13 protein-coding genes are annotated in these 12,619 nt (G+C 59.9%); 10 read left to right on the top strand and 3 right to left on the bottom strand.

Features of this window, described 5'->3' with window-relative positions; genetic code table 11:
- Positions 1-16: 16 nt before the first annotated feature.
- On the top strand, positions 17-571 hold the full coding sequence (locus tag IQ25_RS02960) for a helix-turn-helix domain-containing protein (protein ID WP_144902049.1): 555 nt from the start codon (positions 17-19) through the stop codon (positions 569-571).
- A gap of 55 nt (positions 572-626) precedes the next feature.
- Here IQ25_RS02960 and IQ25_RS02955 read toward each other — a convergent pair whose 3' ends face one another.
- The 3 genes from IQ25_RS02955 to IQ25_RS02945 all read right to left on the bottom strand — a co-directional run bounded on the left by IQ25_RS02955 (position 627) and on the right by IQ25_RS02945 (position 4,272).
- Positions 627-1,265, bottom strand: a complete 639-nt coding sequence (locus IQ25_RS02955) for a hypothetical protein (protein ID WP_144902047.1) — start codon at positions 1,263-1,265, stop codon at positions 627-629.
- Between the two features lie 332 nt (positions 1,266-1,597).
- A complete protein-coding gene (locus tag IQ25_RS02950; RefSeq protein ID WP_144902045.1) occupies positions 1,598-3,340 on the bottom strand; it encodes an ATP-binding protein in 1,743 nt (580 codons plus the stop codon).
- Entirely contained in the window at positions 3,337-4,272 is a 936-nt protein-coding gene (locus tag IQ25_RS02945) for an SIR2 family protein (protein ID WP_220094509.1), read from the bottom strand. Before IQ25_RS02945 ends, IQ25_RS02950 begins: the two co-directional genes overlap by 4 nt.
- Positions 4,273-4,851: 579 nt before the next feature.
- Here IQ25_RS02945 and rpsL point away from each other — a divergent pair.
- From rpsL to rplB, 9 genes are all read left to right on the top strand, one after another.
- Positions 4,852-5,223: a 30S ribosomal protein S12 gene (gene rpsL, locus IQ25_RS02940; RefSeq protein WP_011444902.1), complete on the top strand. Its 372-nt coding sequence runs from the start codon at positions 4,852-4,854 to the stop codon at positions 5,221-5,223.
- 150 nt (positions 5,224-5,373) lie between these two features.
- Positions 5,374-5,844 carry a 30S ribosomal protein S7 gene (gene rpsG / locus IQ25_RS02935; RefSeq protein ID WP_039334380.1) on the top strand — a complete coding sequence of 157 codons (471 nt, stop codon included), beginning with the start codon at positions 5,374-5,376 and terminating at the stop codon, positions 5,842-5,844.
- 96 nt (positions 5,845-5,940) lie between these two features.
- Positions 5,941-8,013, top strand: a complete 2,073-nt coding sequence (gene fusA / locus IQ25_RS02930) for an elongation factor G (RefSeq protein ID WP_144902041.1) — start codon at positions 5,941-5,943, stop codon at positions 8,011-8,013.
- Between the two features lie 91 nt (positions 8,014-8,104).
- Positions 8,105-9,295: an elongation factor Tu gene (gene tuf / locus IQ25_RS02925; protein ID WP_144902039.1), complete on the top strand. Its 1,191-nt coding sequence runs from the start codon at positions 8,105-8,107 to the stop codon at positions 9,293-9,295.
- 171 nt (positions 9,296-9,466) lie between these two features.
- Entirely contained in the window at positions 9,467-9,778 is a 312-nt protein-coding gene (gene rpsJ / locus IQ25_RS02920; RefSeq protein WP_039334374.1) for a 30S ribosomal protein S10, read from the top strand.
- A 313-nt stretch (positions 9,779-10,091) separates the two neighbouring features.
- A complete protein-coding gene (rplC, locus tag IQ25_RS02915) occupies positions 10,092-10,850 on the top strand; it encodes a 50S ribosomal protein L3 (protein WP_144902037.1) in 759 nt (252 codons plus the stop codon).
- 3 nt (positions 10,851-10,853) lie between these two features.
- Positions 10,854-11,477 (top strand): 50S ribosomal protein L4, encoded by a 624-nt coding sequence (gene rplD, locus IQ25_RS02910; protein ID WP_144902035.1) that lies wholly within the window; start codon positions 10,854-10,856, stop codon positions 11,475-11,477.
- Positions 11,470-11,772: a 50S ribosomal protein L23 gene (locus IQ25_RS02905; protein WP_118073264.1), complete on the top strand. Its 303-nt coding sequence runs from the start codon at positions 11,470-11,472 to the stop codon at positions 11,770-11,772. The genes rplD and IQ25_RS02905 overlap by 8 nt, the downstream gene beginning before the upstream one ends.
- 9 nt (positions 11,773-11,781) lie before the next feature.
- Positions 11,782-12,618 carry a 50S ribosomal protein L2 gene (gene rplB / locus IQ25_RS02900; RefSeq protein ID WP_144902033.1) on the top strand — a complete coding sequence of 279 codons (837 nt, stop codon included), beginning with the start codon at positions 11,782-11,784 and terminating at the stop codon, positions 12,616-12,618.
- Position 12,619: the final 1 nt, after the last annotated feature.

The raw sequence follows: 12,619 nt of genomic DNA, 5'->3' as shown, positions 1-12,619 counted from the left end.
ATTTCAGGAGCCCCATATGACTGTCCGTTCCACGCGCGCCACCACCACGACGCCAGCCTTGACCGGCCGCCGCAACGGCCTGCGCCTCGTCGTCCCCGCCACTGTCCACCCCGCGCTCGACGACGCGACGATCCAGCGCCACGCCGCCCTCGCGCGCGAGCTTTACGCCAGCCGCCGCCGCCGCCACCGCTACCTGCCCGCAGAGCTGTTCGGCGAGCCGACCTGGGACATCCTCCTCGATCTCTACGTCGCCTCGCGCGAAGGCCGCCGCGTGCCGACCACCAGCGCCTGCATCGGCGCCCACGTCCCGCCGACCACGGCGCTGCGCTGGCTCCGCCTCCTCGAAGCGCGCGGCATGGTAGAGCGTGAGGACGATGGCCGCGATGGCCGCCGCACTTTCGTCCACCTCAGCACCACCGGCCTTGCCGCGATGGACGCCACGCTCGCCACCTTGCGCAAGCGCATCCTCGCCATCGCCGAGGAAATCGCCGACCCGGCCCCGGAAGCCGACCCGGAAACAGGCCCGGAAACAGGCCCGGAAACAGGCGACGCCGCCGCCGACCCGGCCTGACACTGCCGATACCCCCGGCGCCGGCACCCAAAACCCCGGCGCCACCCGAACGGAGTCAGCAGAGCCCGCCCGCTTCCCCCGGCGATCCCTCTTCTGGCTCCGTTTCCGACTCTTCCGAATCTCGCTCACCCGCAGCCTGGCGCAGCGCCAGCATCCGCTCGCGCATCTCCAGCAGCCGCCCGTGCAGGGACCGCCGCACCGCCTCGGCCTCCACCGCCTCGGCCGCCGCCCGCTCGCGCTCCCACTGCACCTTCAGCGCGTCATAGACCGGATGCCCCGGCCGCAGGTCGCCCACGCGAACCGCGCCATACTTCTCCGGCCGCCGCGCGCGCAGCAGGAACATCAGCAGCCCGGTATTGTGATGCGTCCACGTGGCGACGACCTTCCCGCGCGAGACCACCGGCCGCTCCTCCCCCGCAATCGCCCGCTCCAGCGCGCAGTCCTCCAGCCGCGAATACCCCCGCTCCACCGCCGCATCCCAAGCCCGCGCAAAGTCCTCCGCGCCCACCCGATGCCGCAACTTGTACAGCGCCTCCACCGAAGCCCCGATGGAGAGCGCCGCCTGAGACACGATCCCCGTAGCCGCCAGCGTGGCAATGAACCGCCGCTGCTTGTCCGGCGTGATCGAATTGCGCCGAGGCGCCACATGCACAAACGGCACAAAGTCGAGCGCCGACTCCTCCACCACATCCACCCGCCGCACCCGAGAAGTCCGCTTTTCCTCCCCCGCCGGGGGAGGGGGACCACCGAAGGTGGTGGAGGGGCACCCGCGCAGAGACGCCACCCCCGGTTCCTCCCCGACACGGGGAGGGGGACCACCGGAGGTGGTGGAGGGGCACGCGCCATTCAGCACCTCCCCAAGCTCATCGCGCCCAATTTCATCCATCCCCCACAATTAACCCATACGGTTAAATGTAGGAAAGCGAAAACTTGGAAGGGTCAGAAGGAAAGGAAAAACACGAGGGCCATCGCCCTCGCGCTCCCGGGTGCTTGCATTTTTCACTCCGCCACTACTGACCATCGAGGTCAGCTACCTCTGGACTGGCTTCTTAAGCTCTCTACTGCGGCAGCGAGACGACTTGGTTCTGGCTGTCTCGTCCCCCATTCTGTCCAAAACTCTCTGGTTGCGCTATCCGGTTTAACCTTCGGCTTATCAAGCTTTATGCGAGTTGGGAGCAATACAGCGTCACCCAGCAAAAGTGCTTCTCCAACATCTAGTAAAGGTAACATCGCGGTAAGTCCGACCAAAGAGTCTGGCATGAGACGCTTTATCACGTTTTGGTCGCTGTCGTTCGTCAAGCGTAGCGCTAAAAAATTATTACATTGAGAAAGAATAGTACGGCTCACATCAGAAGGTCTCTGACTTACAACTAAAAGCGAGAATCCATACTTTCGTCCCTCCTTTGCAATCCTCTCGAATGATCCTAAGGCTTGACGTTGTACTGCATCAGCATCGTCTCTGACGGGTAGATAGAGATGTGCCTCATCACATAGAAGCGTAACCGGTGTACGCGTTTCCGCGCGCATCCAAAATTGCACATCGTATAGTAATCGTGCCAAAGTTCCCGTGACAATTGGCAATATATCTGCCGGAACTTCCGAAAAATCGATAATTTTTATGCCTTTTCCATCTCCAGAGTCGAGCAATTTTATGACCTGTTCTCCAAGCCATTCATAGTTTAGTGACTCAGCAGGTGGAGAAAACATGAAACCATATCGGCGATCTTCAAGTTTCGCCTCAAGACGAGAAATGAATCTCGTAAGCTTGTCTTCCCATTCGCCTTTGACTGGTCCCGTCTTGCCAACACCTTTTGTCGTGTTGTCAGTCCGTAACAAGCCGACTAAATCAGAAACTGCATAAGGAATGGGAGAGTCCACAGTGAACGTTTCTCTCACATCCATCTTATTGGCGTTTTCTAAGGATGCACTTTTGAGATCGCGAACGTGTAGCGTGAACCTGGATGCTTGATTTGGCGCATTTTGGTCACTGCGATCCAAAATCATTGATAGCATTTCGTCGCGATTGAGAAGCCAATATGGCAGGAAAAGGGTGTCCGCTGGCGGGGAAGAGAGATCGCCGGGGCCTGCGATTCTATACCTTTTTGCAAAGCCACCGCTCTGTTCGTCAGCGAGGGGAGCATACTCCCCGTGCATGTCGAAGACTACAATGTTTGGAAACTTGAGTTTGGCCGCACGCTCCAAAATAAGTGCTATAGCCCAACTCTTTCCCGAGCCTGTGCTGCCTAGAACCGCAGCATGTCGCTGGAAAAAACGGTCGCCGCTGGCGATCGCTTCAGCGCTTCGGTCAGCGACGAACGTGCCGAGCTTGAGGCGTTCTCCTTCGGCCAAATCTGCGCCGAGAATCCCCATGAAACGCTGAAGGTTACCGCCCTCGATGACAAAACAGTCCCTCTCGATCTGCGGAAAGCTATCCGCTCCTCTTTTGAAGGTGTCCTTCTTGTCTCCATCCACGGTTCGATATGTTCCGATTACGAAGGCCTGCATATGGTCGGAAAATTCGATGGTTAGGGTTCCGAACTCCCCGTTCTCCGGTTCTCCAATGTCTTCACGCAGAGACCGGGTTACTCGGTCCGTCATGGCGATCAAAAACTCAGCCTGAGTTGCGCCCCTTATCGCGATGAGTTGTCCGATGCCAACGCGAGTCAGCATCGTTGAGTTTGTGACATCTATCGACACCCGACTGGTGTCGACCCCTGCAACTCGGCCTATCTGGTCGTTACCAGAAAACAAAAGCGCTGCGCTGCTCATGCCGACAATACTCCCTTTACAAGCCCATCTAAATCCCAGAGGTCGATCTCGGGGATATCAGTCTCTGCGCCATCAGCGATTACTCTGGTGCCAGAACTTATAGTGCGACTCTGAAAGTCCAATGCTATTACATTTTTATAAGATAGGGCGATAGTCCTTGCTTTTTCCGACAAGGTATGTGTAATAATTAATGTGCCAACTCCGGATTTTATCCGTGGTGTTAGGTGTGTTTCAAGATGATCGTCATTAAATCCATATCCGATTATTAAAAATTTTTGTGCTTTATCAATTGATTCATTCCCTTTATCGCGATGTTTGTCAAATGGGCTTTCGTATCCACTACGAAATTTATTTAAACCGGGGGTAATAATGAGGCGGGGTAATGGCAGTGATCCGGCATAGCGAACCGGATCGCCATCGCGATGATACCAATCTAGACTGCCATGAGGTTTAAAAACTTTGGCGCGTTTAGCAAACCTCACTCGAGGAACTCGATTTACAACGCGGGCACTTCGACAAAAGCTCCAATGACTATGTTCTGGTTCCAAGCGTGCAGCAAAGTGGCCATTAAACATCGTGTCGACACCGAGGCCACCCTCTTCGCATGCAACTTCGACGAGACGATCATAGTTAGTGGTAATGATAGGAATGCCACTGTCTGGAACAATGAGATGTGGCAAAAGTTTTGTAAGGCGTAGAATTTTAGATCGAGAAAATACCTCTGCAATTATCTTTGCCTCTGCAGAGGCAATGAATTCACCACTGCTTTGAACAATCGAAGCTTCAAGGGAGGCGGTTGGCGCATATCTAAGTAGCGCTGCTTCGAGCCCTTCCTTCTGAATCTCCGGATAAATCATTTGCCAAAGATCAAAATCTTGTGGTGATAACGTTTTAGGTATTTGGGTTACTAGGTGTTCGCCAAGCGCATGCATGCCTGGCACACCTTCGGCACACGAGAGTCCAGAACCGACAACTAGGACTAACCCATCGCTGAAGTGCTCCTGTAATCTCTTTCTAAGCGTACTTAATTCCACGGTGCCCCTAACGATGACCAAGGTGCTCTGCGACTGCATGTTATGCGGAAGCAGCTTTATTAGATAAATTTCGTTTTGTGGGTAGGGCAAAATTCAGTGAATAACTTTAGCGGGGGGTGAGGGTGTCGATTCTGGTGGTCCGGGGTGCGCAAACTCAATGGTGAGTAAGTGTTTTGGCAGTTGGCTGAGATCACTTCAGCCCACCCCTTGACCCCACCCCCAAACCCGCCTAAGGGCGCGTCCTTCCACAGGTGCGGCCTCGCTGCGCAGGTGGCTTGAGCTGAACATTGCCGGTGCGTCTGGGTCTCTCAGGTAATCCGTCAAAGTAACCCGGTGACGAAAGTTGCGGGTGGAGCGTTTCGGTTCGTGATTGCGTTGGGGAAGGGGCCATCCGGCCACCTTTCCGGTTTGCGCATTTGCGGTGCCCGCATCCTTCACCTTCTGCCGAAGCGCCAGAACTACAGGTGAAGTTTTCACATGCCCACAATCAATCAGCTGGTCCGCAAGGGCCGCGAACCGCAGAAGGCCAAGTCCAAGGTCCCTGCGATGGAGCAGAACCCGCAGAAGCGCGGCGTCTGCACCCGCGTCTACACGACCACCCCGAAGAAGCCGAACTCGGCTCTCCGCAAGGTCGCCAAGATCCGCCTGACCAACAGCCGCGAAGTCATTTCGTACATCCCGGGTGAAGGCCACAACCTGCAGGAGCACTCGGTCGTGCTCATCCGCGGCGGCCGCGTTCGCGACCTTCCCGGCGTTCGCTACCACGTCCTGCGCGGCGTGCTCGATACGCAGGGCGTCAAGGACCGCAAGCAGTCCCGCTCGAAGTACGGCGCCAAGCGTCCGAAGTAATTAGGCCAAGGTCCGGCTTTCCTTCGCTTCACCCAGCCACCGACCAGGTGGCTTCTGGGTGGCCGGCCAAAAAAGGTCGGGAACGCGGAGCGGGCCGGTGCCGCAAGGCACACCCGGATGGGTGGGCCGCACTCCGAAGGAGTACACAATATGTCACGTCGTCGTCGTCCGGAAAAGCGGGTCATCCTGCCCGACCCGAAGTTCGGTGATCAGGTTCTGTCGAAGTTCATGAACAACCTCATGCTCGATGGTAAGAAGTCGGTTGCCGAAAGCATCGTCTACGGTGCGCTCGAAACCATGCAGACCCGTGCGAAGGCGGACCCGGTCCAGCTCTTCCACGATGCGCTGAACAACGTCCGTCCGCAGATCGAAGTGCGCTCGCGCCGCGTCGGTGGTGCGACTTACCAGGTCCCGGTCGAGGTTCGCCCCGAACGTGCCCAGGCGCTCGCCATTCGCTGGCTGATCACCGCTGCGCGCAACCGCTCGGAGACCACGATGGCCGCGCGTCTCTCGGCCGAGCTGCTCGATGCTGCCAACAACCGTGGCAACGCCGTCAAGAAGCGTGAAGACACCCACCGCATGGCCGACGCCAACCGCGCGTTCAGCCACTACCGCTGGTAATCACTCGCGGTATTTGCGGCCGTCTTTAAACGGTCACAATGGTAACCATATGGGCGGAGCCTCTCCGGCTCCCCCATACTCCCAAGGAATAGCACCATGGCACGCAGCCATCCGCTTGAGCGCTATCGCAACTTCGGCATCATGGCACACATCGACGCCGGCAAGACGACGACGACCGAGCGCATCCTCTACTACACCGGCAAGTCCTACAAGATCGGCGAAGTCCATGACGGCGCCGCTACGATGGACTGGATGGAGCAGGAGCAGGAGCGCGGCATCACGATCACGTCGGCCGCCACGACCTGCTTCTGGAACGACCACCGCCTGAACATCATCGACACCCCCGGCCACGTCGACTTCACCATCGAAGTCGAACGCTCGCTGCGCGTGCTCGACGGTGCCGTCGCCGCCTTCGACGGCGTCGCCGGCGTCGAGCCCCAGTCGGAAACCGTCTGGCGCCAGGCCGACAAGTACAACGTCCCCCGCATGTGCTTCATCAACAAGCTCGACCGCACCGGCGCGAACTTCAAGTACTGCGTGCAGACGATCATCGACCGCCTCGGCGCGAAGCCGGCGGTGCTGTATCTGCCGATCGGTGCCGAGAGCGATTTCAAGGGTCTTGTCGACCTCGTCGAACAGCGTGCGATCATCTGGAAGGATGAATCGCTCGGTGCGGAGTTCTTCTATGAAGAGATCCCGGCCGACATGGCCGACGAAGCTGCCGAGTACCGCAACAACCTCATCGAACTCGCCGTCGAGCAGGACGACGAGGCGATGGAAGCCTACCTTGAGGGCAACGAGCCCGACGTGGCGACGCTCAAGAAGCTGATCCGCAAGGGTACGCTCGGCCAGGCCTTCGTGCCGGTGCTGTGCGGTTCGGCGTTCAAGAACAAGGGCGTCCAGTGCCTGCTCGACGCGGTGGTGGACTACCTGCCTTCGCCGATCGACATCGAGGACGTGCAGGGCATCAACCCCGACACGGAAGAGCCGGACAGCCGTCCGACCGCAGACGATGCACCGTTCTCGGCGCTGGCGTTCAAGATCATGAACGACCCGTTCGTCGGCTCGCTGACCTTCACCCGCATCTATTCGGGCACGCTGACCAAGGGCACTTACCTGAACTCGGTGAAGGACAAGAAGGAGAAGGTCGGCCGCATGCTGCTGATGCACTCCAACAACCGTGAAGACATCGATGCGGCCTATGCCGGCGACATCGTTGCCATCGCCGGTCTCAAGGAGACGACCACGGGCGACACCCTGTGCTCGGAAAAGCAGCCGATCATCCTCGAGCGCATGGAATTCCCCGAGCCGGTCATCGAACTGTCGGTGGAACCGAAGACCAAGGCCGACCAGGAGAAGATGGGCATCGCGCTCAACCGTCTCTCGGCCGAGGACCCTTCGTTCCGCGTCTCGACCGACCACGAATCGGGCCAGACCATCATCAAGGGCATGGGCGAACTTCACCTCGAAATCCTTGTCGACCGCATGAAGCGCGAGTTCAAGGTCGAGGCGAACGTCGGTGCGCCGCAGGTGGCCTATCGCGAATACCTCGCCAAGCCGATCGATCTTGACCACACACACAAGAAGCAGTCGGGCGGCACCGGCCAGTTCGGCCGCGTCAAGGTCAAGGTCACACCGGGCGAGCGCGGTTCGGGCTTCGTCTTCAAGGACGAAATCAAGGGCGGTAACATTCCGAAGGAATATATCCCCGCGATCGAAAAGGGCTTCCGCGAAACCGCGATGACGGGCTCGCTGATCGGCTTCCCGATCATCGACTTCGAAGTCCTGCTTTATGACGGTGCGTACCACGACGTCGACTCGTCGGCCCTGGCCTTCGAAATCTGCGCCCGCGGTGCCATGCGCGAAGCCGCCCAGAAGGCCGGCATCAAGCTGCTCGAGCCGATCATGAAGGTCGAAGTGATCACGCCGGACGAATATCTCGGCGACGTGATCGGCGACATCAACTCCCGTCGTGGCCAGATCCAGGGCACCGACAGCCGCGGCAATGCCCAGGCCGTCGTGGCAATGGTGCCTCTGGCAAACATGTTCGGCTACGTGAACCAGCTCCGCTCGTTCACCCAGGGCCGTGCAAACTACTCGATGTTCTTCGACCACTACGACGAGGTCCCGGCGAACGTCGCGACCGAGCTCAAGGCGAAGCTTGCATAAGAGCACGGATAGCATTAGGGGCGGCGCTCGATTCAGCGGGTGCCGTCCATTTCCCGCAGTATCTGCACACATTGAAAAGAAGGTTTGAACAATGGCCAAGGCTAAGTTTGAGCGGACCAAGCCGCACTGCAACATCGGCACCATCGGTCACGTCGACCACGGCAAGACCACGCTGACCGCCGCAATCACCAAGGTTCTCGCCGAGACCGGTGGCGCGACGTTCACCGACTACGCGAACATCGACAAGGCTCCTGAAGAGCGCGAGCGCGGCATCACCATCTCGACCGCACACGTCGAGTACGAGACCGCCAACCGTCACTACGCGCACGTCGACTGCCCGGGTCACGCCGACTACGTGAAGAACATGATCACCGGTGCTGCCCAGATGGACGGCGCGATCCTGGTCGTGAACGCTGCTGACGGCCCGATGCCGCAGACCCGCGAACACATCCTGCTCGCTCGCCAGGTCGGCGTGCCTGCACTGGTCGTGTACATGAACAAGGTCGACCAGGTCGACGACGAGGAAATCCTCGAGCTCGTCGAACTCGAAGTTCGTGAACTGCTTTCGTCGTACGACTTCCCGGGCGACGATATTCCGATCGTCAAGGGTTCGGCTCTGGCCGCTCTCGAAGGCCGCGACGACAACATCGGTCGCGATTCGATCAATGCGCTGATGGAAGCTGTCGACAGCTACATCCCGCAGCCGCCGCGCCCGACCGACAAGCCGTTCCTGATGCCCGTCGAAGACGTGTTCTCGATCTCGGGTCGCGGCACCGTGGTGACCGGCCGTATCGAAACCGGCATCGTCAAGGTTGGTGAAGAAGTCGAAATCGTGGGTCTGAAGGACACCATGAAGACGACCGTGACCGGCGTTGAAATGTTCCGCAAGCTGCTCGACCAGGGCGAAGCCGGCGACAACGTCGGTGCGCTGATCCGTGGCATCAAGCGTGAAGAAGTCGAGCGTGGTCAGGTTCTCTGCAAGCCCGGTTCGGTCAAGCCGCACACCGAGTTCTCGGCTGAGGTCTACGTGCTGTCGAAGGACGAAGGTGGCCGTCACACGCCGTTCTTCGCCAACTACCGCCCGCAGTTCTACTTCCGCACCACCGACGTGACCGGCGAAGTGATCCTTCCCGAGGGCACCGAGATGGTCATGCCGGGCGACAACGTCACCCTGGCTGTCAAGCTGATCGCTCCGATCGCGATGGATCCGGGTCTGCGCTTCGCAATTCGCGAAGGCGGCCGTACCGTCGGTTCGGGGGTTGTCAGCACGATCACGAAGTAATATAGGCCGCGCACCGGCGGGGAGATTCGCTCTTCCCGCCGGTCGGTTTTTTACTGACTGATCGCTTTTAGGCAGTTGGCCCGCTCTCCCCGAGCTTCAGAAAATGGGGTGGGGTAGAGGGCAGGTCGACTGACCTTTTTTGTTTTTGCTCTTTCGCATCGGTAAACGGACATGGACGCCCAGAATATCCGCATTCGCCTCAAGGCCTTTGATCATCGTGTGCTCGACCAGGCCACTGGAGAAATTGCAGATACCGCCCGCCGCACCGGCGCGCTGATTCGGGGTCCCATTCCGCTCCCGACGCGCATCGAGAAGTTCACCGTGAACCGCGGTCCGCACATCGACAAGAAGTCGCGTGAGCAGTTCGAGGTCCGTACCTACAAGCGCCTGCTCGACATCGTGCAGCCCAATGCGGCCACTGTCGACGCGCTGATGAAGCTGGACCTTGCGGCCGGCGTGAACGTCGAGATCAAGCTGGCCTGAGGCCGCTGATCGAGCGGCCTGCGAAAGCAGTCGCCAGCTCCGGTCGGGTCGTCCGCAACGGCCCAGAGTTTCTGGTCGGACATGTCCGGCCAAGACCCTTGCTTCGGTGAGGGGCCAGAGTTTCCGGGGTAACAAAAGCCTCGTTGACAATGGGATACCTCCGGCGCCGCCTTATGGGCACAGCCGGGCAAGCGTCCCCCGATTGCTTCTGCCAAGGCAGGGGCACTCAGCCCGGTCGGGGGCGCGCTTCACATACGGGCTGAACACGCATGTCGGGATGGGCCCGGCATGCCTCTGTTATGGAGTATGGATCATGCGCACCGGCGTGATCGCGAAGAAGGTGGGGATGACCCGCCTTTTCCAGGAAGATGGTCGGCACGTGCCGGTTACCGTCCTGTCGCTAGAAAATTGCCAGGTGGTTTCGGTTCGCACTGAAGACCGTGACGGTTACGTCGCGGTTCAGCTCGGTGCTGGCCAAGCCAAGCAGAAAAACGTTGCCAAGCCGCAGCGCGAGCACTTTGCCAAGGCAGAAGTTCCGCTGAAGATGGAAGTCGCCGAGTTCCGCGTTGCAGACGACGCGCTGCTCGATGTCGGCTCGACCATCGCCGCTTCGCATTTCGTTCCCGGCCAGTATGTCGACATCACCGGCAACACCCAGGGCAAGGGCTTCCAGGGCGCGATGAAGCGCTGGGGCTTCGGCGGTATGCGCGCCACCCACGGTGTCTCGATCTCGCACCGTGCACACGGTTCGACCGGTAACCGCCAGGATCCGGGTCGCGTTTTCAAGAACAAGAAGATGGCCGGCCACATGGGCGACCGTCAGCGCACGCAGCAGAACCTCGAAGTCGTCCGCACCGACGACGAGCGTGGCCTGATCTTCGTGAAGGGCTCGGTGCCCGGTTCGAAGAACGCATGGCTCCTCGTGCGCGATGCCGTGAAGGTCTCGCGTCACGCTGAAGCGCCCTATCCCGCCGGCCTCAAGCAGGCCGCCAACAGCAATGACTCGGCAGCTGCCGACACCCCGGCGGAGAACGTCGCGGCTGTCGAAGCCACCGAAGGTCAGGAGGGCTAAGTCGTGAAGGTTCAGATCCTCAATCTCGACGGCACTGCCGGCAAGGGCGAAGTCGAACTGTCGGAAGCCGTGTTCGGCGTCGAACCCCGCGCAGACATCCTGCACCGCGTTGTCACCTGGCAGCTCGAAAAGCGTCGCGGCACTGCCCGCAAGGCGCGTGAGCGTTCGGACGTTGCCCGCACCGGCAAGAAGTTCGGCAACCAGAAGGGTGGCGGTACGGCTCGTCACGGTGACCGCGCAGCTCCGATCTTCATCGGCGGTGGCAAGGCTCACGGTCCTCGCGTTCGTGACTTCAACCCTTCGCTGAACAAGAAGGTTCGCGCGCTCGGTCTGAAGATGGCGCTTTCGTCGAAGGCCAAGGCCGGTCTGGTGATCGTCGACAACCTCGACATCGGAGCCAAGACCAAGGCTCTGGTTGCAGAACTCGGCAAGGCCAACTGGGGCCGCAAGGTTCTGGTGATCGACGGCGATGCGGTGAACGACAACTTCGCCAAGGCTGCCCGCAACATCATCGGCGTGAACGTGCTGCCTGCCATTGGCGCGAACGTTTACGACATCCTGAAGCATGACACGCTGGTGCTGACGCGCTCTGCTGTCGAAAAGCTGGAGGCGCGTTTCAATGGCTAATGCAATCGACACGCGTCACTATGACGTGATCGTGGCTCCCCACATCACCGAAAAGGCAACGCTGCTCAGCGAGAACAACGCCGTGGTCTTCAAGGTTGCCGACAAGGCAACCAAGCCGGAGATCAAGGCAGCGGTCGAAGCCCTGTTCAACGTCAAGGTCACCAAGGTGAACACCCTGACGCAGAAGGGCAAGACCAAGCGCTGGAAGGGCAAGCCCTACAAGCGCTCCGACGTCAAGAAGGCTGTCGTGACCCTGGCCGCAGGCCAGTCGATCGACGTCACCAGCGGGATCTGAGGCTAGACCATGGCACTCAAGAGCTACAATCCGACCAGCCCCGCCCGGCGCGGCCTGATCCTCGTCGACAAGTCGTCGCTGTGGAAGGGCAAGCCGGTCAAGGCGCTGACCGAAGGCAAGTCGAAGACCGGCGGCCGCAACAACAAGGGCCATGTCACTTCGCGCGGCATCGCCGGTGGTCACAAGCAGAAGTACCGCTTCATCGACTTCAAGCGTCGCAAGTGGGACATGCCGGCTACCGTCGAACGTCTGGAGTATGACCCCAACCGCACCGCGTTCATCGCTCTCATCAAGTATGAGGACGGCGAGCAGACCTACATCATCGCTCCGCAGCGTCTGGCTGTCGGCGATGTGGTCGTCGCCGGCGAGAAGACCGACGTGAAGCCGGGCAATGCCATGCTTCTGTCGCAGATGCCGATCGGCACCATCATCCACAACGTGGAGATGAAGCCGGGCAAGGGCGGCCAGATCGCACGTTCGGCAGGCACCTATGTCCAGCTCGTCGGTCGTGACCGCGGCATGGTCATCGTCCGCCTGAACTCGGGCGAGCAGCGCTACCTGCGCGGTGACTGCATGGGCACCGTCGGTGCCGTGTCGAACCCGGACAACGCCAACACGAACCTTGCCAAGGCAGGCCGCAACCGCTGGCTCGGCAAGCGTCCGCTGACTCGCGGCGTTGCCAAGAACCCGGTCGACCACCCGCATGGTGGTGGTGAAGGCCGTACTTCGGGTGGCCGTCATCCTGTGACTCCGTGGGGCAAGCCGACCAAGGGCGCCCGCACCCGTCACAACAAGTCGACGGACAAGATGATCATTCGTTCGCGCCACGCGAAGAAGAAGAGGTAAG

It is taken from the genome of Novosphingobium taihuense, from assembly GCF_007830315.1.
GTDB classification, from domain to species: Bacteria; Pseudomonadota; Alphaproteobacteria; order Sphingomonadales; family Sphingomonadaceae; genus Novosphingobium; species Novosphingobium taihuense.
The sequence above is the reverse complement of the archived record's forward strand: the minus strand, read 5'-3'. Positions and strand labels throughout refer to the sequence as shown.